Source organism: Paenibacillus sp. MMO-177, from assembly GCF_037147795.1.
GTDB lineage: Bacteria > Bacillota > Bacilli > Paenibacillales > Paenibacillaceae > Pristimantibacillus.
Genome location: NZ_JBBCUR010000001.1, coordinates 399,939 through 423,690 on the forward strand (window position 1 = coordinate 399,939; position 23,752 = coordinate 423,690).

At 51.5% G+C, this 23,752-nt stretch carries 19 protein-coding genes; 5 read left to right on the plus strand and 14 right to left on the minus strand.

What is annotated here, in order from left to right:
• Nucleotides 1-268: 268 nt before the first annotated feature.
• The 4 genes from WFK81_RS01710 to WFK81_RS01725 form a co-directional block, all read right to left on the minus strand.
• Nucleotides 269-691 carry a GNAT family N-acetyltransferase gene (locus tag WFK81_RS01710; RefSeq protein WP_336784730.1) on the minus strand — a complete coding sequence of 141 codons (423 nt, stop codon included), beginning with the start codon at nt 689-691 and terminating at the stop codon, nt 269-271.
• A gap of 310 nt (nt 692-1,001) precedes the next feature.
• Complete coding sequence (locus WFK81_RS01715; RefSeq protein WP_336784731.1) at nt 1,002-2,267, minus strand: Ig-like domain-containing protein; 1,266 nt, start codon at nt 2,265-2,267, stop codon at nt 1,002-1,004.
• Between the two features lie 162 nt (nt 2,268-2,429).
• A complete protein-coding gene (locus WFK81_RS01720; protein WP_336784732.1) occupies nt 2,430-3,014 on the minus strand; it encodes a GNAT family N-acetyltransferase in 585 nt (194 codons plus the stop codon).
• Nucleotides 3,011-4,084: an ATP synthase beta subunit C-terminal domain-containing protein gene (locus tag WFK81_RS01725; protein WP_336784733.1), complete on the minus strand. Its 1,074-nt coding sequence runs from the start codon at nt 4,082-4,084 to the stop codon at nt 3,011-3,013. Before WFK81_RS01725 ends, WFK81_RS01720 begins: the two co-directional genes overlap by 4 nt.
• Nucleotides 4,085-4,279: 195 nt before the next feature.
• On the opposite strand from WFK81_RS01725, the gene trpB reads away from it, so the two are divergent.
• A complete protein-coding gene (gene trpB / locus WFK81_RS01730) occupies nt 4,280-5,443 on the plus strand; it encodes a tryptophan synthase subunit beta (protein WP_336784734.1) in 1,164 nt (387 codons plus the stop codon).
• A gap of 177 nt (nt 5,444-5,620) precedes the next feature.
• A complete protein-coding gene (locus WFK81_RS01735; RefSeq protein WP_336784735.1) occupies nt 5,621-6,979 on the plus strand; it encodes a dipeptidase in 1,359 nt (452 codons plus the stop codon).
• A gap of 205 nt (nt 6,980-7,184) precedes the next feature.
• Here the strand turns inward: WFK81_RS01735 and WFK81_RS01740 are convergent, their stop codons facing one another.
• Complete coding sequence (locus tag WFK81_RS01740) at nt 7,185-8,003, minus strand: MetQ/NlpA family ABC transporter substrate-binding protein (RefSeq protein WP_336785462.1); 819 nt, start codon at nt 8,001-8,003, stop codon at nt 7,185-7,187.
• A 231-nt stretch (nt 8,004-8,234) separates the two neighbouring features.
• Between WFK81_RS01740 and glsA the strand changes: the two genes are divergently transcribed.
• Nucleotides 8,235-9,182: a glutaminase A gene (glsA, locus tag WFK81_RS01745; RefSeq protein WP_336784736.1), complete on the plus strand. Its 948-nt coding sequence runs from the start codon at nt 8,235-8,237 to the stop codon at nt 9,180-9,182.
• Between the two features lie 758 nt (nt 9,183-9,940).
• Here the strand turns inward: glsA and WFK81_RS01750 are convergent.
• The 6 genes from WFK81_RS01750 to WFK81_RS01775 all read right to left on the minus strand — a co-directional run bounded on the left by WFK81_RS01750 (nt 9,941) and on the right by WFK81_RS01775 (nt 15,877).
• Nucleotides 9,941-10,729, minus strand: a complete 789-nt coding sequence (locus WFK81_RS01750; protein ID WP_336784737.1) for an HNH endonuclease — start codon at nt 10,727-10,729, stop codon at nt 9,941-9,943.
• 52 nt (nt 10,730-10,781) lie between these two features.
• Nucleotides 10,782-11,738, minus strand: a complete 957-nt coding sequence (locus tag WFK81_RS01755) for a 3'-5' exoribonuclease YhaM family protein (protein ID WP_336784738.1) — start codon at nt 11,736-11,738, stop codon at nt 10,782-10,784.
• 162 nt (nt 11,739-11,900) lie between these two features.
• A complete protein-coding gene (locus WFK81_RS01760; protein WP_336784739.1) occupies nt 11,901-12,617 on the minus strand; it encodes an S-layer homology domain-containing protein in 717 nt (238 codons plus the stop codon).
• Between the two features lie 84 nt (nt 12,618-12,701).
• Complete coding sequence (locus tag WFK81_RS01765; protein ID WP_336784740.1) at nt 12,702-13,904, minus strand: MFS transporter; 1,203 nt, start codon at nt 13,902-13,904, stop codon at nt 12,702-12,704.
• Nucleotides 13,905-13,931: 27 nt separating this feature from the next.
• Complete coding sequence (locus WFK81_RS01770) at nt 13,932-15,059, minus strand: Gfo/Idh/MocA family protein (RefSeq protein WP_336784741.1); 1,128 nt, start codon at nt 15,057-15,059, stop codon at nt 13,932-13,934.
• Nucleotides 15,059-15,877 (minus strand): sugar phosphate isomerase/epimerase family protein, encoded by an 819-nt coding sequence (locus WFK81_RS01775; protein WP_336784742.1) that lies wholly within the window; start codon nt 15,875-15,877, stop codon nt 15,059-15,061. The genes WFK81_RS01770 and WFK81_RS01775 overlap by 1 nt, the downstream gene beginning before the upstream one ends.
• A 381-nt stretch (nt 15,878-16,258) precedes the next feature.
• Between WFK81_RS01775 and WFK81_RS01780 the strand changes: the two genes are divergently transcribed.
• Nucleotides 16,259-19,141, plus strand: a complete 2,883-nt coding sequence (locus tag WFK81_RS01780; RefSeq protein ID WP_336784743.1) for a 2-oxoglutarate dehydrogenase E1 component — start codon at nt 16,259-16,261, stop codon at nt 19,139-19,141.
• Nucleotides 19,142-19,147: 6 nt separating this feature from the next.
• Nucleotides 19,148-20,383, plus strand: coding sequence for a 2-oxoglutarate dehydrogenase complex dihydrolipoyllysine-residue succinyltransferase (gene odhB, locus WFK81_RS01785; RefSeq protein WP_336784744.1), 1,236 nt, complete (start codon nt 19,148-19,150; stop codon nt 20,381-20,383).
• Nucleotides 20,384-20,546: 163 nt separating this feature from the next.
• Here the strand turns inward: odhB and WFK81_RS01790 are convergent, their stop codons facing one another.
• The 3 genes from WFK81_RS01790 to arfA all read right to left on the minus strand — a co-directional run bounded on the left by WFK81_RS01790 (nt 20,547) and on the right by arfA (nt 23,611).
• Nucleotides 20,547-20,786 carry a hypothetical protein gene (locus WFK81_RS01790; protein ID WP_336784745.1) on the minus strand — a complete coding sequence of 80 codons (240 nt, stop codon included), beginning with the start codon at nt 20,784-20,786 and terminating at the stop codon, nt 20,547-20,549.
• 382 nt (nt 20,787-21,168) lie between these two features.
• Nucleotides 21,169-22,086: an ArsR/SmtB family transcription factor gene (locus tag WFK81_RS01795; RefSeq protein WP_336784746.1), complete on the minus strand. Its 918-nt coding sequence runs from the start codon at nt 22,084-22,086 to the stop codon at nt 21,169-21,171.
• Between the two features lie 13 nt (nt 22,087-22,099).
• The gene (gene arfA / locus WFK81_RS01800) at nt 22,100-23,611 is read right to left on the minus strand and encodes an arabinosylfuranosidase ArfA (protein ID WP_336784747.1); all 1,512 of its coding nucleotides are present in this window, start codon (nt 23,609-23,611) and stop codon (nt 22,100-22,102) included.
• Nucleotides 23,612-23,752 lie beyond the last annotated feature (141 nt).

The window sequence follows — 23,752 nt, forward strand, 5'->3', positions numbered from 1 at the left end:
GTCTTCCACGATGGAGTTATTTTCTCGAGATCCTTATTCTGAGCGTTGCTTTCGTTGTTATAATTAAACCTTCCCCACTTCCAAGCCAACTTCGGAAAAAATAAGTACAAAGCTCCTACAGCTAATAAGACGAATTGCATTGTATTCCTTCCTCCAATGTGAATTATTCCATGCACTGTTCTATATACGATAAAATTGGAGAAGGGTTCACTTCTTCATCGCAAAAAAAAGACGACCCACAAAGAGTCATCTTCCTTACTCCTATTAACTATTCAAACACCGTAAACATTCCGGTCATCCCCGGAGAGTGATCTTTAAATCCAAACTGCTCGTAAAATTTATCGTTGCCATGGGAGGCAAACAGTCCAACAAAAGCAAGCCCTTTCTCATGGCGGCGTTCTTTGATATAGTCTAACAGCCGTTCTACGATAAGCTTTCCTAGACCCTGTTTTTGGTGCTCGGGTGCTATCGCCACGTCCTGGATGTAGAAGTACATGGCCCCATCGCCAACGACCCGCCCCATGCCGACAACCTCACCTTCACACTCGACAACTACGCCATAAAGCGAGCCAGCAATCGATTGCTCAGACGTACCTATATGAATGTTCCCCCAACCTACAGCTTCCCATAAAGCTTTATGCTCCTGCACCGTCGGGAGACGCTTAATGATCTCGTATTGTTTATTTGCCATAATAAATGACCACCCTCATCTGATGAATTGGTGGCTGCCACGTACAACCACCCGATTTATGGTTGGGTCCAGCGGTAATGCTCCATTTTGTTCAACTCCTTGCATCATTTCTATCTGTTTACTTTACCGTAAATATCCAAGGAAAAACAGTTATTTTCCGCATTAATAGATCATTTCTTTTCCTTTCATATGTCAATTTCCCGGGTAATTTATCGAATCAAGAATTATTAGAGGAAGCCGTCAAAGCCTACTCGGGCAAAATAAAAACAGCGGCGGTCTATCATTAGACCACCGCTTTCTTTTTAATGCATTATTTATTCTTTCCCTCTTTACCATAATCTTTTGTATTCTTTGGCTCTACCGTAATGCTGACTGTCGCTGTCGCTGATGTCAGCGTCCCATCATTAACCGTGAAGGTAAAGCTGTCCGTACCGGTAAAACCGGCTGCCGGCTTGTACTTGTAAGCCCCTGTTGACGCGTCAATCTTAACCTCGCCATGTTCGGGTTTTGTAGCTATGGCAAAAGACAGCGTTGTTCCGGCGTCCTTATCCGTTCCGCTTAACGTACCTTTTAATGCTTTGCCTTTCTTGGTTACTCCGCTTGCATCAATTGCCGTTGGCGCATGATTTGCGGGATTAACCGTGATCGTTACCGTTGCGGGCGCCGAGGTAATGGTTCCATCGCTTACCGCGTATGTGAAGCTGTCCTTGCCGATATAGTCAGCTTCAGGCGTGTAGGTAAAAGCGCCTGTTGACGCATTTATGGATAGAAGGCCGTGCGCCGGCTCTGAGATTGGAATAAACGTAAGGTCATCTCCGTCAGGATCCGTTCCACTTAGCACGCCTTTGAGCACAGTCTCCTGATCTACTGCCGCCTCTGCAGGTTTTGCTGCCGGCGCATCGTTTAATGCCGTTATCGTAATCGTAATATCTGCAGGCGCAGAATACGCCTCTCCATCATAAACGATGACAGTAAAGCTATCCGTACCGCTATATCCTGGATTTGGCGAATAAACGAATTCGCCTGTGGAACTGTTAATAGATAGAGCGCCATTAAGGGGGGCTGCCGGTATGAAATAAGTCAAATGGTCTCCCGCATCCTTATCAAATCCGATTAACTTCGAGATTATGCTTATATCTTCAAGCGTAGTCAAAGTCTTAGGATTTATCCACGGCGCATCATTAACATTGGTTATTGTAATCGTAACCGTCGCTGCAGTAGATTTTGCCGTACCGTCATCGGCTTTGAAATAAAAAATGTCGCTTCCGCTGTAATCCGGTGCCGGTTTGTACGTGTAAGTACCGTTCGAGTTAAATTCAACAGATCCGTGTGCCGGACCTCTTGCCAATGCAAACGTTAAGGGATCGCCATCCGGGTCAGAACCCGTCACGCGGCCTTCCAATGCAGTATCTTCCATCATCGTTTCACTTGCCGCTATTGCGATTGGAGCATTATTGACAGCTGATTCTAGCGAGGCCGTCTCAGCGGCAAAGGCGTTCTTACTATTTACCGTGAAAGCTCCCGAGATTAACAAGCTGCCGCATACGAACAAATAAGCCATTCTCCGAAATTTCATTGTCAGTCCACTCCTCTCCAGACTCTCATTATTCTAGAAGATTATACCATTTGCTTCATAGGCCCATGGCCGCAATTCATTGATTCAGCAGACGCAAAAAAAGCAGCCTCGCGGCTGCTTCGGCTGAACTATGTCCGCCTTGTTTCTGTATAAACACTTTACTTAATACTCCACGCCACGAACCTTTGCGAAAATCATCGTATCGCGAAGCGAACCGTCGGTTGCGCACTTTTCGCTGCGTAAAATTCCTTCAAGCGTAAACCCTGACCTCTCTGCTACTGCAGCGCTCTTCTTATTGCGTGAATCACACCTAATCTCGATCCGGTTAGCCTCTAATTGATGGATGGCAAAGTTCGTAATCGCCTCCACCGCTTCCGAGATGTAGCCTTGCCCTGCATAAGATGTTCTCACCCAATAACCGGTCTCGAAACTGCGTGCCTGCCAATCCATCCGGTGAAGCCCGCTGCTGCCGATTAGTTGTCCCGTCTCTTTATGGAAGAGAAGCAGTTGCAAATCCGTCCGGTCCAGGAACTTGAGCCGAGAATTTCTAATATGGATCTCGGATTCTTCTATCGTAGGAATGTTGTTCGCCCAAGGCATCCACGGACGCAGTTCTTCGATACTTTCAATTACTGCCTCATTAACTGCCGCCCCATCCCCGAACAAAGGAGCACGGATAAGCAGCCGGGCACTTTCGAAGCTTTCGGGAATCGTCATCAGAATAGGATTCAAACCGGAAAGACTCATCTTCTCAGCACCCTCTCCTCAAGCTTCCCTTTGAAAAACAATTCGGATGCCTCCGTCTCATCCAGCTCGCCGTCCAGGATCCGCTTCACGTCCTCCAACGTTTCGTACAGGGACAGCCATTCGCCGGCCTTATTCGTATAAGGCTCCGAGACAAAAAACGGCTGGGCCAGATAAGACTCCAGTCTCTCCCCCCGTTTATACAGCTGCGAATCGGAATCCGTTATTTTATCCATTCCTTGCGTGGTGACGATCAAGCGCAGCTCTCTATAACGCCGAAGCAGCTTGCGCGCGCGTTGCTGCAACGCAAGATGCGCGGCATCCAAATAATTGCCTTCAGAAATAGTCGAGGTAGAGGTGATCGGATCGATGGCAGGATAAATACCGCGGCTAATCAAATCCGAATCAAACCGCCATAACGTATCGAGCGGTCCGTAAGCTTCGGCAGCCGAATCATCGGCAACGGCATAAGCCATATCCACCAATGCGACCGTAATTGGCCTTGCTCCCGCTTCCTTCAAGCTCTCCTTGAGCGAGAAAAGCTCCCCGCTTAATACGGCGCTGCGGTCAACGCCCAGCAATATATCCTTCTCTTCGCGAAGCATAACGATCTGCTTGTATAGGTCCTCTCTTGTTGCAAGTACATATTCGGATTGTTCTTTGACATGGCTAATGCCCGGAGCATCGGTACCCGGATCCCAAAAAATCGTCGTATATCCCCGTTTGTTCATCCGGTGCATAAACTCGGCCAACAACACAAGCTGCCCCATATTGGGCCGGGCTACAAAACCAACCGTTCCTCCCCGCACCACCGGTGCGAGCAAATCCAACGCTTTAATTCCGGTTTCGATCATCCTCATCCCGCTCCCTCTAATAATGAGTTCATCAAGACTGCATCCTGCCAATGTGGCTAAAGCAACCAAAGTGCGGACCTCCGCGCGGCCGACGGGGATCTTCCCCGTACAGAGATTGGAGACGGTGGCTGCCCGAAGTCCGGCTGTCCGTGCCGCCGAAGTAAGATTGGGGACCAGGCGGCGTAATAGCGGAACGTTAAGCTGTAATTCCTCCTCCATTTTTTGGCACCTCCTTACTTTATATAGTAATCACAATTACTCTTTAGCGCAACTTATATTTGTAAAAAAATGTGAACAGTGATTGAACATTCGAATCTATCAACTTCCTATTTTTAACAAGAATTTTGACCTATTTTATGCTACGATATTGTTTGAATTGGTAGATTAACTCTAGTATTGGAGGCGCTTTCGGAGATGAGTCAAGAACAAGTGGCTGAAGGGTATTTTGGAGAATTCGGCGGCAGCTTTGTCCCGCCTGAGCTGAAGGAAGTATTGGACTATCTGAGCGCGCAATTCAACAAATTCAAGGACGATCCGGAATTTAAGGCAGAACTGGACTATTACCTGAAGGAGTATGTCGGCCGCGAAAATCCGCTGACCTACGCCGAGCAGCTGACAAACGCCTGGGGCGGCGCAAAAATCTATCTGAAGCGCGAGGACTTGAACCATACCGGCGCTCACAAAATCAATAACGTGGTTGGCCAGATCCTGCTCGCCAAACGGATGGGCGCCAAACGCGTCATTGCCGAGACCGGTGCCGGTCAGCATGGCGTTGCGACGGCAACCGCTTGCGCGATGTTTAATATGGACTGCGTCATCTATATGGGTGCGGAGGATACGCGCCGTCAGGCGCTGAACGTATTCCGGATGGAGCTGCTTGGCGCTACCGTTGTACCGGTAGACAAAGGTCAAGGCCGCCTGAAGGATGCCGTTGACGAAGCGCTGAACGATCTGGTTGCCAACTATAAAAACACGTTCTACCTCCTGGGTTCGGCCGTAGGCCCGCATCCATTCCCAACGATGGTCAAACACTTCCAATCGATCATCAGCGAAGAATCGAAGCGTCAGATTCTGGCCAAGGAAGGCCGTCTTCCGGATGCCGTTATCGCCTGCGCAGGCGGCGGCAGCAATGCGATTGGCGCTTTCGCCCACTACATTGACGAGCCATCCGTCCGCCTGATCGGCGTTGAACCGGATCAAGCGCCAACCTTGACCGAAGGCGTTCCCGGCATCATCCACGGCTTCAAATGCCTCGTGCTGCTTGATGAAGAAGGCAATCCAAGAAAAACGTACTCTATCGCGGCAGGCCTTGATTATCCGGGTATCGGACCGGAGCACAGCCATCTAAAGGTAAGCGGCCGCGCGGAATACGTTACGGTAAGCAACGAGGAAGTGCTTGCCGCGTTCCAGGAGCTGTCCCGCACGGAGGGCATTATCCCTGCGCTTGAAAGCGCCCATGCGGTTGCCCACGCGAAAAAGCTCGCTCCAACGATGAGCAAGGACGAAATCATCATTATCAATCTGTCCGGCCGCGGCGATAAAGACGTGGAGCAAGTATTCCACATGCTTCATAAATAACGTGTAACTGCAGCTTTCGCCCTTTGGGCGGGGCTGCCTTTTTTTTGACTGCCCGGAAGCGTATACTTGAATTAGACTTCTTATGCAGTTACTTATGCTTACGAAGTAAGAATCATCACGAACAGTCTAATCCTGACTCTTTGTGTGATCATTCTTTTTGGGAGGTACATAAAACGTATGAGTTATGAATCGTATTTTTCGGAACGTAGAGAGCAGCAGCTGGAGGAGCTTAAAGAGTTTTTGAAAATCCCAAGCATTTCGGCGCTGTCTGAGCATAAGCAGGACATGATCAAAGCGGCCGAGTGGGTGGCAGGCAAGCTGGCGGCAGCCGGCCTTGAGAACGTAAAGATTCATCAGACGGCCGGACATCCGATTGTTTACGCCGATCATCTTCATGCGCCGGGCAAACCAACGTTCCTTATCTACGGCCATTACGACGTGCAGCCGGTCGATCCGCTTAATCTGTGGGAGACGCCGCCGTTTGAACCAACGGAACGTGACGGCAAGCTGTATGCGCGCGGGGCAACGGACGATAAAGGACAGGTGTTCCTGCATATCAAAGCCGTTGAAGCCTTGCTGAAGCAGGAGCAGCAGCTCCCGGTTAACGTGAAGTTCTGCATTGAAGGCGAAGAGGAGATTTCAAGCCCTAGCCTGCTAACTTTCTTGAACGAGAAGCAAGAGCTGCTCGCAACCGACGCCGTGCTGATCTCGGATACTTCCCTTATCGAAAAAGGCAAACCGGCCATCTCCACGGGACTGCGCGGTCTTTGCTCGCTTGAGCTGACCATTAACGCATCGAACACGGACCTGCACTCGGGTACATACGGCGGCGGCGTTCCAAATGCGCTTCATGCCATGGTCGAACTGCTTGCTTCTCTGCATGACAAGCAAGGACGCATTACAGTCGAAGGCTTCTACGAAGGGGTTCCCGAGCTGACGGCAGCTATGCATGAAGAGTTCGAGAAACAGAAATTCAACGAAGAACAGCTGAAAAAAACGCTTGGACTCAGCACTTTGTACGGAGAAGAAGGCTATACGTTTGTAGAGCGCACCGGCGCCCGTCCAACGCTTGAGCTGAACGGCGTTTGGGGCGGCTTCCAAGGCGAAGGCACCAAGACCGTTATTCCGAAGGAAGCACATGCGAAGATTACCTGCCGCCTTGTCGGCCAACAAGATCCGCAGCGCATTCTGGATGCCATCATCGCGCATCTTCATGCGAACGTACAGCAAGGAGTTACCTTATCCGTGAAGCCGGGCGAAAAAGCGCGCGCCTTCGATATGGATCCGTCCAACCCGCTTCTGCAAACGGCAGCAGATGCTTATGAAGCGGTTTACGGCACACGCGCGTTGTTCACCAAAGACGGCGGTTCCATCCCTATTGTGGAGACCTTCTCCCGCCAGCTGTCCGCGCCCGTTATTATGATGGGCTTTGGCCTGCCGGATGAGAATCTCCATGCTCCTAACGAGCACTTCAACCTCGAGAACTTCGACAAAGGGCTGCTGACGATCGTGGAGTTTTTGAAAAGAGTCGGATAATGACAAAAAACAGACGGCAAATTCAAGATCGCCGTCTGTTTTTCATTTGAGCTTCTTGATCGCCGCCATGTCTTTTCCCCTTCATTTCTGCACGCTCCCGCTATTTTGTTATTCCCTTTTTAGAGACGCTCTTCAAATAGTGATAGTTTCGAGCTTTACAAAAAAATGACGCACAAACCGAAAAGCAGTTTGTGCGTCATTTCCATTAAAACGCCGGAAGCGCAATGTCGCTGTAATTGTCCTCGAGGAATTTTTTCACCTCTGGGCCGGTCATCCGCTCTGCCAGCTTCTGAATCGCCGGGGAGTTTACGTTGTCCTCGCGCGCAACCAAAGTAATAACGAAGTCGGATTCGCTGCCTTCTTTGATCAAAGCGTCCTTCTTAGGCGTGAGACCAAGCGGCTTCGCGTAAGCCGGCGTCATGAGCACCATGTCTACGTCATCTATAACGCGGGCCAGCATAAGCAGATCCACTTCTTTAAATTTATACTTATGCGGATTGTCTACGATATCGGCTTGCGTAGCTTTAATGCCAACTCCCTCTTTCAGCTTGAGCAGGCCGTTGTTCTCCATCATGACAAGCGAGCGTCCGATATTGGACGGATCGTTGGCAATCGCGATGGTTGCGCCATCCGGAAGATCCTCGATTTTTTTATACTTTTTCGAGTAGCCGCCGTATACCGCATTGTAGATCGCTTTAACCGGTACCAGGTTCGCCTTGTTGGTCGCGTTGAAATCGTTCATATACGGAACGTGCTGGAAGAAGTTCGCGTCTACCTCTTTATGTTGAAGAGCCGTGTTAGGCTGTACGTTATCCGACAGCGTTACAATCTCCAAATTAATGCCGTCCTGCTTCAAAAGCGGCTTCACCAGCTCCAGAATTTCGCTCATCGGAGGGATTAGAACCGCTACCTTCAGGTTTACTTCCTGTCCGGCTTTTCCTTCGTTTGTTGCCTGATTGTCCTGCTTGTCTGCCTTATTATTTTGACCGCATCCCGCGACAATCGCCGCAAGGAGTGCGAGCATGACGAGCCCGATTAATTTACTTCTCACTATCCATTCCTCCCGTTTCTGTCCGGCTGGCCTTATTCTCTCTCTCTGCCAAATCTGGCAGTCAGCCGCCTGTAAGACCCAAGTCTAAGCGAGTCCTATTCATAAATCAATCTATAGATTCGCTCGCACTGTTCGCAATTTGGAATATGAAATATAATATAAAAAAATAGAAGATCCGTCCGGTTTGGAATGGAGGAACCTGCAATGTCGTTTACAACACAAGAAATCAAATTATTAAACCGCCAGCTCCCCCTTTGGGTAGAGGCGAGCAAAGTCCGTTCCGCCTACGGCAAGACAGCTTCCTATATTCCGGAGCTGGCCAAGGCTCCGCAGCATGCGCTTGGCATCCATATGATCGATACGAGCGGGCAGGCTCTTTCGGCAGGCGACTGCAGCTTGGCTTTTACGATGCAGAGTATTTCTAAGGTGTTTACGCTTATTCTCGCCCTGATGGATAACGGGGAAGAAGCCGTCTTCCAAAAGGTCGGCATGGAACCAACAGGCGACAACTTCAACTCCATGCTGAAGCTGGAGCTTGTCCGTCCCGGCATCCCGTTCAACCCGCTTATTAACGCCGGCGCAATCGCCATTTCTTCCTTGATTCACGGCCGGGATTCGGCTGAGAAGTCCGCGCGCATTCTCTCCTTTTTCCAAGCCCTTGCTGGAAATGACACGTTAACGTACGACATGGACGTATACAAATCGGAATCGGATACCGCCAATCTGAACCGTTCAATGGCCTATCTGCTGAAGGATAACGGCGTGCTGGAGGGACAAGTCGAGGACATACTGGATGTCTACTTCCGTCATTGCTCGGTTCAGGTTACTTGCACCGACTTAGCCCGAATGGCCCTTGTACTCGCAAACAACGGTACCGATCCGGTAACAGGTGCTTCCCTCATCCCCCGCCGGTATGTGCAGATCGCGAAGACCTTTATGATTACATGCGGGATGTACAATGCATCCGGCGAATTCGCCATCCAGGTAGGGCTTCCCGCAAAAAGCGGCGTATCCGGCGGAATCCTAACGATGGTGCCGGGAAGGCTTGGCATCGGGGTAATTGGTCCGGCTCTTAATTCCAAAGGCAACAGCATCGCGGGCGTCCATCTGCTTGAGACCCTTTCGCGCGAATTGGATTGGAGTTTGTTCTAGTCCGGTTAGTTGCTGGTCGTCCATCTTCATCTCCCCGTAAACTGCTGCCGGCATTTGAGATAAGACCCTATGAGGGTCTTATCTCACGATTACGACTGCTGCCCTGAGAAATAAGACCCTGTCAGGGTCTTATTTCAGCTGTAACACGTTTTTTTCGGTGGTTTTCCATATATTCAGGTGGGATAAGACCCTGCGAGGGGCTTATCCTTCGTTTATTACGGTGACGACTGTCCATTAAGACCCTGTCAGGGTCTTATTTCCTTTACATCTCTAATTCTTTCCCCGTTTCCCCGGACTCATAAAGCCCCTCAGGGACCTTAAGTACTCGGAATTTCAGTAACTCTGCTGGTTTAAGGTCCCTCAGGGACCTTAACTCTCCGAAAGCCGAACAATTCAGCACTGTTGGTTTACCTTCCCGCGATCTTAAGGTCCCTAAAGGGCCTTAAGCAATCGAAATTTCTGCAACTCTGCGGGTTTAAGGTCCCTCAGGGACCTTAACTCTCCGAGAGCCGATCAATTCAGCACTATTGGTTTACCTTCCCGCGATCTTAAGGTCCCTCAGGGACCTTAAGTACTCGGAATTTCAGTAACTTTGCTGGTTTAAGGTCCCTCAGGGACCTTAACTCTCCGAGAGTCGGACAATACAGCACTGTTGGTTTACCTTCCCGCGATCTTAAGGTCCCTCAGGGACCTTAAGCAAAAAATATAGGGTGTACGAAGCCCCGAGTCCCAGACTCGGGTCCGTACACCCCGCTCTTTTAAAGCTCCCGCATAAATTCATCAATATCCTTATCCGCTTTGGACTGATTACACTCATTGCAGGCGCATACGCAATTATCCGGCGTGGTATGGCCGCCCTTTGCCCGCGGCAGCATATGGTCGATCGTATCGCCGTATTGTCCGCAGAAATGGCAGGTGTAATTGTCTCTTGTCAGGATGTAGCTCCGGAAATCCTTGTTGCTGAACAAACGCCGGATCGTTGTCCGGTTCACGATGACGGCCGCCCGCTCCTTCACGAGCGTTACCGCGAGCTCCAGCTCGATCTCCTGATGCCAGCGCCGTCCTTTATCGGTCTTGCCTCGCATCCAGACTGTCCCCTTACGGGTCGTCCGAAGCAGAGTTGCATCCGTCGGCGAATAGTTAGCCGGCAGCGGACGGGGACGGTATTTCCCGCCGGCTCCGGCAGTCCGCGCCGAAGCTTTGGACGGTCTAGGCCGCTTCGGTGCTGCGGCAGGAACAGTTGCTGCTGCAGGCGCTGAAGCTACAGCCGGCACAGCAACAGACTCAGCCTGGCTGTCCGGCAAGGCGGCAACCGCCGCGGGCACAACCGGTGGCGAAGCAGCCTGAGCCGCCCCTTCTTGATTAGCGGCAGCTACTATAACAGGCGCGGTAATCCGGCTTCTTGTCTTCCGGCAGCTGCGGCAGGAACCGCGCCGCGAAGCCGGTCCTGAACGTCTGCCCGTACGGCGGAGAAAGTCCGTTACCGGCTTTTGCTCCAGGCAATGCACGCATTGCTTATATTGAGTCGTTTGCAAGTTATCGGTCATCGGTAGTGCCGGGTGTTCTAGCACCCGTCTTTCACCCCATTACCCTTTATAATTACAGCTTCATCCGATAGATCGGTTTATTCTCCAGTCCGCGGACAACCGGCGTCCATGGCTCGCTTGCCGGAGTTGTCTCAAGGGCGTCCTCGACCATTTGAAGCTTGGCGTCCATCGCATCGATATGATGCAGCGCCACGGCTTCCGCCGTTTGCGGCTGAACGGGACTTCCCCACTCTCCCAGATTATGATGGGACAGCACCATATGCTGCAATCCCAGTACTTTTTCCGAATCCAATTTAATATTGCAGCGGATGGCCGCTTCCGTAATCCATGTCGATGCCAGCGAAATATGTCCCATCAGCTTGCCCGAAAGGCTGTAGTCGGATACGATGCCGAGCTGCGCGATCATCTCCTCGGGCTTGGCGATATCATGAAGAATAATGCCGGCTTTAAGCAGATCGGCATTCAGGAACGGCCGCTGCTTGCACAGAAATTCCCCGATCTCCAGCATTCTGGCCATATGGTAAGCAAGTCCGGCAAAATACGCATGATGATGCGTCTTGGCTGCCGGGTAATGCGTCAGCTTTTCCTCCACCTTCGTCACGCAATAAGTGACAATCGCCTTAATTTCCGAATCTTGAATACTGTCTTTCGCTTTATAAATCGTATCGATAAGTTCATTTGAAGCAACCGGCGCCGAACGGATAAAGTCTGTCAGAGTGATGCCGTCTGCCTCGCCGGCCGGGCGCATGCGCGAAATTTTGATCTGAAGCTTCTCGCGGTACAAATGGACAATCCCCTGAACCTTAACGAGTCCCATCGGGAAAAAGGTTTCTTTGTCCTGCGAAGAGACATCCCAGAACTTGGCCCCCAGCTGTCCGGTGCCGTCGGCAAGTACGATATCAAAATAATCCTTGGGCGTTGTTGCGTTCGTCTGCTTGACTTCCAGCTCCTTAAGCAAATAGAAGCCGGTAAAATCGTCCTGATTGCGAAGATCTTTAATTTGCGTCATTCGTGTTCCTCTCTCCAGCTGCCCACAACGATTGCGCAAAACAGATGCCGTCGTTATGGGACACATGATGCTCCTATTATACTATGAAATTCCTCGCTGCGGCGCGATAAAAGAAAGAGGCTGTCCTCCGACTTCTTGTCGGATGGACAGCCTCTGCCTTTTTTACTCCAACGCTGTCGCCGGCGCCGAAGCCGCCGGTTCTTCAGGAGCCCCGGCTTCGCCGCCGTTATCCTTATGCGTCTCTACAAATTCATGAGCCGCAAAAAGAATAGCAGCCGCTTCCGCACGGGTTACGATTTGCTGCGGGTGGAAATTGCCGTCCGCGTCAAGCGCAACGATCTTGTACAGCAGCGCACGCTGGATCGTTCCCTGATAATCTACCGTAATATCCTTCTCATCCTGAATGTTGATATACATCTTGATCAGCGGATATTGGCCGGTTTTCTCAAGAGCCTGAACCAGATAATGCGCGAACTGCTCTCTCGTGAGCGGCTTGTTCGGGTCGATGTCGGCCGGCAGATCCAGACCGTTATAGTGTGCGATGACGAAGCTGTCCGCGTACCAGGCATCGTTTTTCACATGGGTGAAAAAGCCTTCCGCCGTAGGAGCCCGCTTAAAATCAATAGCGGCCAGGCTTAACTGCATCGTCCGGACGATCAGCTCAATGCCTTGCGCTCCAGTAAGGTTTTCTTCCGGATGGAACTCCGAAGAGGATACCCCTTTTACAATGCCAAGCTCCTGCAGAGCTTCAATTTGCGCGCGGCTGCTTGTGCCGGCAATGTCCGTAAAACCGGAATGATCGGCGGCAAGCGCCTGCCCGGATAGCGCTCCGAACAAGACGGCGGCGGAGATAGCCGCGGCAGCGATCCGTTTTTTCATAACGGTATGTCCTCCTTCATCCTCTAGGCTGTCATATTGAACAACTGTTCAAAGTTACGGACGAAGGTCATGCGGAAAATGTTGCTAGAAGCTGATTTCCTGCTCCGACTTTTTCGCCGCCGTCAACTTCATATACGCATACAACAACGTGAACCCTACCAGCCCGATTAACGCCATCCCCGTCCCGGTCCAATAGATGGACTTAGGCCCGATTTGCTGGAACAGATAACCGCCAAGAAATCCGGAGGCAATCCCCGATAAACCGCCCCACGTCAACGCATAGACCGCCTGCCCCGATGCCCGCAGCTCGCTGGGAACGAGAAGCGCCGTCAGCTGCGTGCCGATATAATAGAACGCCCCAAACGTCAGACAATGCAGCGCCTGAATAAAAATAATCTGCTCCGCGCCGTCCGCTCCCGCCATCAGGAACCAGCGAAGCGCATACAGCAGACTGACGAGAATCAGGCAGCTGACCATCGTCCGGGCATGCTTGGACAAGTACCGGTCAAAGAGCAGGAATACCGGAATTTCGAAAACGGAGGACAGAAAAGCCGACCAGCCCACAAGATCCGTATGCCCGCCAAGCTCCGTCATATACAATCCGATAAACGTTGTGTTCATCGAGTTCGGAATCGAGATCAGAAGCCCGATAGCGAGAAACACAAGAAACACCCTGTTGCCCAGCATCTGCCGGTAATTTACGCCTTGCGCCGTCTTTGGGGAGGAGCCTCTTGGCAGGGTAAAAGCGAATCCGATCGCGATCAGCATCATAATCGTATAAACCAGCCATAACCGGCTGATGCCAATCTGCCCGAGAATCGGTCCCGTAACCAAAGCAAGTATCGCCCAGCCGCAGGAACCCCATAACCGGAACGCCCCGAACTTATGGCGAGTCCCTTCGATACTGTTCAGGATAAGGCTGTTGCTCTGCGAGAATAGCGGCATCTGGAAAAAGAAAAACAGCAGCATGCAGCCAAATATAAACGTGTAGGAATCGCTTAAAAATACGAGCTGCATCGCAACAAGATTGCCGGCCAGCATCAGAATTAGAATGAGCCGGATATTGCGGGTCCGGTCACTCAAATAACCCCATAACGGATTAGCAATAAGCGATACGATAGGGCCGCCTGCCATAAGCGCCCCGATTCTCAGCGGATTAATTCCGATTGACTGCAAATAGAGCGCAAAAAACGTGCTATAGACCGCTATCGTTCCGTAACTGAAAAAGTTGAAAGCCTTTATAAAGTGAAAGCTTCTTCTTTCTATCCTTCCTTCTATCTCACTCATGTTGTCCATCACCGCTTTCTTTGCAGCCTAGACGGGAATAGCCGTTGAGCTTGACCGGGCGATCACTTCCTCAGCGGTCACTTCCCGGCCGAGCTCTTCCGATAAGTAAATGCCTTCGCTGATCAGCATCGTACGCAGGGCAATGTCGGCTGTCGGCAGCAGCGGAACCCGTCCCTGCAGCGCCGCAATCCAGTGATGCTGCGATGAATCGTACGCATCCTCGTTCCCGCGAAGCCGGTGCCAGCGCAAATCCATCATGTCTAGGTCAATCGTGCTGTCCATATCGATATCGCATACCGTGCTATGATAGCTGAACCGCTGGGAGGCTTCGCCCGGCAGACCGTTAGGCAATCTGAGGCCGCCCTCCGAGCCAAGAATGCTGCTTCCTTCGAAGCCTCCCATATGAACGGACCAAGCTTCGATCAGATCAAGCGTTAAGCCCCCTTTGAACCGGACAAAGCCGGTCGCCAGCTCCTCCACGTTAAACCCGCTGCTGGTTTTGCGTTCCTCCAGCATCGCCATTTCCTGATATACCTTGCCCGAGATGCGTTCTACTTCCGGGTTGCCAAGCAGGTAGAGCAGCTGAGCCACATGGTATACGCCCATATCGAGCAAAGCGCCTCCGGCAGCCGTTTCTTTGCGGGTGAAAAACGGCGTTCCGTAACCGTCTACGTATGGACGGTTTCTGCGGCGGAAGCCGGTGGAACGCGCATGGTACAGCCTTCCCAGCTTGCCGCCGTCAATAAGCGTCTTAGCAGCTTTCGTATCCTTGCCGTACAGCGTGAAGAGCTGAATATGAAGCAGCTTGCCAGTTTCCTCCGCCGCCTCCAGCATTCTTCTTCCGTCTTCGTATGTACCTGCAATCGGCTTCTCGCAATACACATGCTTGCCGGCCTGAAGAGCTGCAATCGTGACGGGAGCATGAAAGTTATTGTGCAGGCAGACATCAACCGCCACGATATCCTCGCGCTCAATCAGCTCGCGATAATCGGAGTACACATGCGGGATTCCGTATTGCTCGGCTACCCTTCTGGCTTCCGCTTCGTTTACGTCGCATACCGCAATAATCTGGGCGTCCGCGACCTGGCGGTACTTTTCGATATGCTGCTTGCCGATTTGACCGACGCCAATGATCCCGATTTTAACCGTCTCCATTACCCTTCACTCCTTAAGTCAGCTTCGTCCGCAAGCAGCTTTTTCACTATGCCAAGCAGCCTTTCGGTCTCCAGATACTGCCGCTTCGGCGCGTTATATTCAATTCCCCAATAGCCCTTATAACCCGCATCCTTTAACGTTGCAATCGTATTCAAAGCATCGCCGGATACGGCGGTTTTTTCATCGAAATGGGTATGGTAGGCCCACGGCGCAACCAGCTTGTCGCCCTCTTCAGGGTCGGCCCTCCACCGTCCAAGATGGACAAGAAAGCCAAAGGCCGGGTGGTCGACCGCTTCGGCGATCCGTTTCATTTCGCGAGGCAGCAGCGATGCGCCCATGTGATTCTCCGGGCCGAGAAGGAAACCGTTATCCGACGCGAATTGCGCATATTCCCGGTAAGTCCGGACCGTATAATCGAATTGCTCCTCCGTCATCGTCTCCACGTCATGATAGCTGCCGCCGGTATCAATCCGGACGGTCTTCGCGCCAAGAATAACCGCTGCTCGCAAATGCGCAAGCGCGTTATCACGCAGGCGTTTCCGTACCTCAGGATCCGGATCCCACAGATGAGCGCCGTCAACGGCGAGGTTGACCAACGACATTTCCTTTTCGTCCAATGCCTCGCGGATTTTGCGGATATAGCCTTCCTCGGCAAGCTGATAGATCGGCCCCGTGCCGCGGTCTATAAAGAAGCCGTTCCAAAGATCGGCAACATCCAGCTTGTAGCGGTATTTGACCGTTTCCAAATAGCCGAACACATCCATTTTTCCTTCCAGGTACGTGTTGTTAAACGAATAGCCTCCAATTGATACGTTCACGATTCCTCACTCCCGCTGATCAATATGTCCATCCCCTTCCATTATAGGACTTGAACGGCGCGAAATAGGGATATTTTTAGCGGCTTGCGGGGTAAATTTCTATTCGTTTGACTAGCAAGGCAAAAGGAACGTTCTCGAATATGAATGCGCTTTAAAAGGAACCGCCGGCTTTCTTCCCTGCTTAGGTGTTGGATAATGCCGATATGAGCATAATAAGAATGAAAAATGCCGCTCGCCAAGCCGAATCAATCTATATTCAAGATAATAATGATACATATTCGTTATTTAAGTTTTAAGGCCTGTTTATACTATAATGGATGTATAAGTAAGTTCTAATTTCCGTCCCTTGAACTTCAAAATCCTAGACGGAGGTATCTGTCGATGTCATCTGGCAATTTGCACAAGCAAGATCCCTGGGCTTCTTATTACGGGCCCAACCTTGGTTACGTCCAAGAACAATACGAACTGTTTAAACAAAACCCTGAATCCGTCGTAGCCGAGTATCGCGAGCTGTTCGAGCAATATGGCGAACCGCCTCAATACGCAGGCCAAACGGCAGCACCAATCGTTACCGCGCAAGCTTCCGGCGGCGCGGCAATCGATGCCAAAGTCCTCCAAAACCTAGTAGCGGCTGGTAAGCTTGTATGGAACATACGCGCTTTCGGCCATTTAGCTGCGGATATCGACCCGCTCGGTATCAGTCCGAAAGTAAGCACCAACATGCTGGAACTTGAAACATACGGTCTTACTGAGGCCGATCTGGCTGCCCTTCCGGCAGAGCTTGTCTGGACGAAAGCGCCTGCCGATGTTAAGAACGGCTGGGACGCTATCGAGAAGCTTCGCAAGGCTTACACCGGAACAATCGCTTACGAGTTCAGCCACGTTCATAACGAAGAAGAACGCGCATGGCTGAAGCAACGCGTAGAGAAAGAAAATCCGTCAACCAAGCTGAGCACGGAAGAACGCAAGAAGGTACTGACGAAGCTGTTCGAGGCTGAACAGTTCGAGGATTTCCTGCAGCGTACATTCGTCGGTCAAAAACGCTTCTCGGTTGAAGGCAACGACGTTCTCGTGGCCCTCGTCGACGAGATGGTTCATGAGCTGTCCAACGACGGCGTTAAACATATTCTGATGGGTATGGCTCACCGCGGCCGCCTGAACATTCTGGCGCATGTGCTTGGCAAGCCTTACAGCAAGATTTTCTCCGAGTTCCATCATGCGTCCAACAAAAAAATGAGCCCGTCCGAAGGTTCTATCGGCATCAACTACGGCTGGACCGGCGACGTGAAATATCACCTTGGCGCGAACCGCTCGATCGGTACGGGCGAAACGGTTAAGACCCGCATTACGCTTGCGAACAACCCAAGCCACTTGGAGTTCGTCAACCCTGTTGTCGAAGGCTTCACGCGCGCGGCACAGGATGACCGCACGGCACCTGGCTATCCGAAGCAGAACCCGGATCTCGCCGCAGCGATCATTATGCACGGCGACGCCGCTTTCCCAGGCGAAGGCATCGTAGCTGAAACCATGAACCTGTCGCAGCTTAACGGCTACGCGCATGGCGGTACGCTTCATATTATCGTCAACAACAAAATCGGCTTCACTACGGAGAGCCATGATTCCCGTTCGACGCATTACGCAAGCGACGTTGCGAAGGGCTACGAAATTCCGATCGTACACGTCAATGCCGATGATCCGGATGCGGTAATCGCAGCGGCTCGCATGGCAAGCGAATATCGTACGAAGTTCAAAAAGGACTTCCTGATCGACCTGATCGGCTACCGTAAATACGGTCACAACGAAACGGACGATCCGGAAACTACACAACCTACCATTTATAAAAAGGTAAAAGCTCATCCGACAGTCAGCCGTATCTTTACGGACAAACTGATTGCGGAAGGCGCGATTACCGAGCAAGAAGCGGAAGGCCTGAAGCAAGAAGTTATCGGCCGTCTGAAAGCAGCTTACGAGGAAATGAAGAGCCGCGAGGGCCAAGAGCCTGTTCATCAGACGCAAGGCCTGCCAAATGATTTGGCAACTGGCGATGCGGTAGCTCCTATCTCGGTTGAAACTCTTCGCGAGATCAATGCAAACCTGTTGAAATGGCCGGAGAACTTCACGGTTTATCCGAAGCTGCAGCGTATTTTGGAACGTCGCGCAACGGCTGTAAACGACGGCGAGAAAATGGACTGGGGCCATGCCGAAACACTTGCGTTCGCATCCATCCTGGCAGAAGGCAAGCCGATCCGCCTCAGCGGCCAGGACGTAGAACGCGCAACGTTCGCGCACCGCAACCTGGTGCTGCACGATGCCGAGACTGGCGACACGTTCTGCCCGCTTCATCACCTGCCTGAAGCGAAAGCATCGTTTGCGATTCATAACAGCCCGCTCTCCGAAGCAGCTGTCCTTGGCTTCGAATACGGCTACAACGTACACGCTCCGGAGACCATGGTTATCTGGGAAGCGCAGTACGGTGACTTCACGAACGTTGCGCAAGTATTGATCGATCAGTTCATTTCGGCCGGCCGCGCTAAATGGCAGCAAAAATCGAGCCTGATCATGATGCTTCCGCACGGTTACGAAGGTCAAGGTCCGGAGCACTCCAGCGCTCGTCTGGAACGCTTCCTGCAGTTGTCTGCCGAAGAGAACTGGACGGTTGTTAACCTGTCCAGCGCAGCGAACTACTTCCACCTGCTTCGCCGCCAAGCTTCGATCACGGAAAGCGATGCCGCTCGTCCGCTGATCATCATGGCACCGAAGAGCTTGATCCGTAACCCTCGCGTAGCCGCGGAAATTTCCGAGCTGAGCAGCGGTTCGTTCAAACCGGTTATCGAGCAAAAAGGTCTTGGCGCGAAGCCGGACCGCGTAGAACGTCTCGTTCTTGCGACTGGCAAAATGGCCATTGATATTGAAGAAGCGATCGAGAAAAACGGCGATCAAGAGCTGGATTGGCTGCATGTCGTACGCGTTGAGCAGCTGTATCCGTTCCCTGAGAAAGAAATCGCAGCCATTATCGAACGCCTGCCGAATCTGAAGGAAATCGTCTGGGTACAAGAAGAGCCGCAAAACATGGGTTCGTGGTTCTATACGGAGCCTCGTCTGCGCAAAATCGCGCCAGCCGCTGCAAGCGTAAGCTACATCGGCCGTCCGGAGCGCTCGAGTACGGCAAGCGGCTTCCAGCAAGTACACAGCTTCGAGCAGCAGCACATTTTATTGCAAACTTTAAAATACAGTCCGTCGTTGACATATAACACAGGGAGGTAAGCTCACGTGCAACAAATTATCGTACCGGCAATGGGTGAATCAATTACGGAGGGCACAATCTCCAAATGGGTCGTTAAAGTAGGAGACGCCGTTAAACAAGGCGACGTGCTTCTTGAGCTTGAAACAGACAAAGTAAACATCGAGATCAGCGCTGAGCAAGACGGCGTTCTGCAAGAAATTACGAAAAACGAAGGCGACACCGTTGAGATCGGTGAAGTTATCGGCACAATCGGAGCTGGCAGCGGCGCTGCCGCTCCGGCACCGGCTGCTCCGGCAGCTGAAGCAGCCCCTGCACCGGCAGCCGCTCCGGCTCCTGCAGCAGCTGCTCCTGCAACAGCGGTAGCCGTTGCTCCGGCGCCTGCGGCTGACAGCCACCTGAACGCTTCTCCTGCAGCCCGCAAGCTTGCTAGAGAAAAAGGCATCGACATCAGCGAAGCGCAATCGACGCTTGGACGCGTTGAACTTCGCCCTGCTGCTCCTGCACCTGCAGCAGCTCCGGCACCGGCTGCAAAAGCTGCTCAACCGGAATTCACATCGAACAAGCCTTACACTCGTACGAAAATGTCCCGCCGCCGCGCGACAATCGCTAACCGCCTCGTTGAAGCACAACATACGGCAGCTATGCTGACTACGTTCAACGAAGTAGATATGACAGCGATCATGGACGTTCGTAAACGCCGCAAGCAATCGTTCCTGGACAAACACGAAGTTGGTCTTGGCTTCATGTCCTTCTTCACAAAAGCGGTTGTTGGCGCCCTGAAAGAGTTCCCTCTTCTTAACGCGGAAATCAACAACGGCGATATTATCGCTAAACAATACTACGATATCGGTATCGCGGTATCGGCGAAAGAAGGTCTGGTTGTTCCGGTCGTGCGCGACGCGGATCGCCTGAGCTTCGCAGAGATCGAGAAATCGATCGTATCCCTGGCTAAAAAAGCACGCGACAACTCGCTGTCGCTGGAAGAGCTGCAAGGCGGTACTTTCACAATCACTAACGGCGGTACTTTCGGATCGCTCTTGTCGACTCCAATCCTGAACGCTCCGCAAGTCGGCATTCTGGGTATGCACAAAATCCAGCTTCGTCCGGTAGCAATCGACGCAGAACGTTCGGAGAACCGTCCGATGATGTACATCGCCCTCACTTACGATCACCGTATTGTTGACGGCGCGGAAGCCGTTCGCTTCCTTGTAAAAGTTAAGGAAATGCTGGAAGATCCAGAAACTCTCCTTTTGGAGGGCTAAAAAATTGGGCTGTACCCTTGGGTACAGCTCATTTTTTATGGCTGACGCGGTGTGGCTCGCTGATGGCCGTCGCTGCGTAAGTGAATATTCTTTCAATCGCTGTGCCTTTCGGGTTCCCTCAACAAGAGGTTTCAAGGTAGGAACCCGAAAGCCAAGGCGAGCGCTAACGCTTTTCAAGAACATTCACTTCCTCCGCGCCTTCCCGGCTCGCCACGCAATCAAAAAAAGGGCTGAACCCCAGGCTAAAAGCCCATGGGTTCAGCCCTTTTTGCTGCCGCTTATCGTTCCTGGCTGACAGCCCAGGAACGCTTGCTTTAAAGAGATTGCCTTTGCGCCGCTGGGCGAAAGGCAAAAGTACATTTAAACGATCGGCTTGGCGGATCGTTAGCTCAACAAAATGCAAAAATGCAGGTAAATCCAGCCAAATTATGCCTCACGGGCATAATGGGACAGATTATCCTGCATTTTTGCATCAAGATGGTTATTTTGCGCCGGTTAGCGCAAAACAACCTGTACTTTTACAGTACAAATGAAGGGTTGTTGCTTGGCTGACCAGCCAGCAACTACTAATAAAGAAAGGACTGCTGGGTCATCAGCAGTCCTTTACGGCCCACCCCACAGGGGCGAGCGACTTTGGAGCGGAGGAAGTAAATGTTCTGGAGAAGCGGAGCGTTCGCCTTGCTTTTCCGGTTCCCACCGCTAATACTCGTTCACGGAACCGGAAAAGCACAGCGATCGGAAGAACATTTACTTTCGTAGTGACATCACCATGCGAGCCCACCACTCTACTCCAGATAATGGACACGGAAAATCATATCCTGATTGTAGTTGCCGAAGCCTTTGCCGAACAACGTCAGGCCGCCGACATGGGCGGCATTGTCTTCGACGGCAAGGCGGAATACCCACTGATTGCGGTTTAGGCCAATCTGATCGATTCCGATATCCGAAATTTTCTGGCCATCAATGAAGGTACCGTTTTTCTGGACGCGGATGATCTTGAGCAGACCGTACTGATTAACGAAGTCCTGCCACCAAGTTGGTGTGTATTTCCCTTTGACTGCTCCGTAATCGCCGGGACTGGTCCACATGCCAATCCGGACGCCGTTGAGGGTAAATACGATATCCGATGGCCAATTTTCATTGTAGCCCGGTGCCTCGGAGCTGATCTCCAGCACAATCTCAAGATCCTCAGGCTGCTGGCCCGGCAGCAAATAATTCGGAATCCGATACTCCACGTATCCTTTGCCGAACCATAGAATGCCGGCATTCATCCGTTCAGGCTCGAGGAAATACCTCGGGTCGTCGAATTGGCCAATGACCTTTTCCGTTGTTGCAATACCGCAGGTCGGATACACCTCAAATTCGGTATAATGGCCGACCGGTATACTGATCTCGTGGGTTTTCTTCGGAGTGAAGCCGGGCTGCGGCAAATCAATCTGGATGCGAGATGCCGCGATTTCGCAAATTTTATGCGTGCCACCCTGTTTTCTGACCATCTTTGTCTGAATAATTCCCGCCTGCTCGAGTTTGCGGACATGCATCGTAACGATGGCGCTGCTCAGCCCAAGCGCGGCTGCCAGATCTTTGACATTCATCGGCTCAGCTGCACCGGCGAGAAGATCCAGAATATTTAATCGCACAGGACTAGCCAGCGCTTCATAAAGCGGAAGCCAGGCTTGATCGGTATCCGCTTTGATTAACATGTTTCACATCCTGTTACTGAAGTTTGATTCGAATGACGTTCCAGGAAGCTTTGCTAAGAGAAGCTTCAATCGTGCCGTTTTGTTCAAGCTTTGCATTTCCGTTCGCATGCGGCTTCACGTTATCCGGATTTGCCGCCGTATTAACGGCCTGCAGGTCATCATTCTCAAGGACAATATGCTCGATCACGCGGAAGGAGCCAAAGCTGCGAAGATCGATGTCAAACGTTCTCGCATTATCCAAGTCACGGTTAACCGCAAATACGGTTACTTCTCCAAGTTCCTCATTGTGCACAGCTACCGCTTCGACATAAGGAACATCGGTATAATCCTTGGAGTCGTATTTATCCGATTTGAGCAAAGGAACCAATACGGTGCCGCGGCCAAACAGGCTTGCATGCATATACGGATAATAGATGGATTGCTTCCATGCAGCTCCGCCATTCTCGGTCATAATCGGCGCAATGACGTTAACAAGCTGGGCAAGACATGCCATTTTCACCCGGTCAGCGCGTTTCAGCAGGCTGATCAGCATACAGCCAACCACAAGCGCATCCTCATGCGTATAAATATCCTCCAGCTGCGGCGGCGCGATGGACCACGGCTCGATCTTGCGGTCGCTCTCGTTGGAGTGGAACCATACATTCCATTCATCGAAGCTCAGGTTAATGTTTTTCTTGCTGCGTTTCTTCGCTTTCACATAGTCGGCCGTGGAAATAACCGTCTGAATAAAGGAATCCATTCCTAACGATTGAGCCAGGAAGTTCTTCGTATCCTTGTCTCTATTTCCATAATACTGATGCAGCGAAATGTAATCAACGTTATCGTAAGTCAGATCAAGCACGGTTGCTTCCCAATCCGGGAAGGTTGGCATGCCAAGGCCCGAGCTGCCGCAGGCCACAAGCTCAATCGTTGGATCCACCCAGCGCATGATCTTGGCCGTTTCATTGGCAATGCGGCCGTATTCCACGGCAGTCTTTGCGCCGATCTGCCAAGGGCCGTCCATCTCGTTGCCCAGGCACCACGTTTTGATATTATGCGGATCCTTGTAACCATGCTTAATGCGAAGATCCGACCAATACGAGCCCGAAGCATGATTGGAATACTCGATCAGATTGCGGGCATCTTCCGGTCCGCGGGTACCGAGGTTGACAGCCATCATTGCCTCGGTGTTTGCTTTTTTGCACCAGTCGATAAACTCATTAAAGCCAACCAGGTTAGGCTCGATTGTTCGCCATGCCAGCTCAAGCCGTCTAGGGCGGTCCGCAACCGGACCAACGCCGTCCTCCCAGTTGTAACCGGATACAAAATTGCCTCCTGGATAACGGACGATAGGTACGTCTAATCCTTTCACAAGCTCAAGCACGTCCGAACGGAAGCCCTGCTCGTCCGCGGACGGATGATCAGGCTCGTAAATACCGCCGTATACCGCGCGTCCCAAATGCTCAATAAAAGAGCCGTAAATTCGTTTATCTACCTCACCTACGATAAAATCTTTGTCAACGATCATCTTTGCACGGTTCGTCATAAGAGAATCACCTCGTGATAAATGTATAAATTAGAAACAATACTTATATTAAACACGACTCTTTGAAATAATTCAACAACAAATTCTAAGATATTTGGATTAACAATTTTATTAATTACAAAACAGTTCAACCTCAAAATA

Coding starts and splice junctions, on each gene's coding strand:
- WFK81_RS01710 (WP_336784730.1), bottom strand. CDS start 691: ATGGCAAATAAACAATACGAGATCATTAAGCGTCTCCCGACGGTGCAG.
- WFK81_RS01715 (WP_336784731.1), bottom strand. CDS start 2,267: ATGAAATTTCGGAGAATGGCTTATTTGTTCGTATGCGGCAGCTTGTTA.
- WFK81_RS01720 (WP_336784732.1), bottom strand. CDS start 3,014: ATGAGTCTTTCCGGTTTGAATCCTATTCTGATGACGATTCCCGAAAGC.
- WFK81_RS01725 (WP_336784733.1), bottom strand. CDS start 4,084: ATGGAGGAGGAATTACAGCTTAACGTTCCGCTATTACGCCGCCTGGTC.
- trpB (WP_336784734.1), top strand. CDS start 4,280: ATGAGTCAAGAACAAGTGGCTGAAGGGTATTTTGGAGAATTCGGCGGC.
- WFK81_RS01735 (WP_336784735.1), top strand. CDS start 5,621: ATGAGTTATGAATCGTATTTTTCGGAACGTAGAGAGCAGCAGCTGGAG.
- WFK81_RS01740 (WP_336785462.1), bottom strand. CDS start 8,003: ATGCTCGCACTCCTTGCGGCGATTGTCGCGGGATGCGGTCAAAATAAT.
- glsA (WP_336784736.1), top strand. CDS start 8,235: ATGTCGTTTACAACACAAGAAATCAAATTATTAAACCGCCAGCTCCCC.
- WFK81_RS01750 (WP_336784737.1), bottom strand. CDS start 10,729: ATGACCGATAACTTGCAAACGACTCAATATAAGCAATGCGTGCATTGC.
- WFK81_RS01755 (WP_336784738.1), bottom strand. CDS start 11,738: ATGACGCAAATTAAAGATCTTCGCAATCAGGACGATTTTACCGGCTTC.
- WFK81_RS01760 (WP_336784739.1), bottom strand. CDS start 12,617: ATGAAAAAACGGATCGCTGCCGCGGCTATCTCCGCCGCCGTCTTGTTC.
- WFK81_RS01765 (WP_336784740.1), bottom strand. CDS start 13,904: ATGAGTGAGATAGAAGGAAGGATAGAAAGAAGAAGCTTTCACTTTATA.
- WFK81_RS01770 (WP_336784741.1), bottom strand. CDS start 15,059: ATGGAGACGGTTAAAATCGGGATCATTGGCGTCGGTCAAATCGGCAAG.
- WFK81_RS01780 (WP_336784743.1), top strand. CDS start 16,259: ATGTCATCTGGCAATTTGCACAAGCAAGATCCCTGGGCTTCTTATTAC.
- WFK81_RS01795 (WP_336784746.1), bottom strand. CDS start 22,086: ATGTTAATCAAAGCGGATACCGATCAAGCCTGGCTTCCGCTTTATGAA.
- arfA (WP_336784747.1), bottom strand. CDS start 23,611: ATGACGAACCGTGCAAAGATGATCGTTGACAAAGATTTTATCGTAGGT.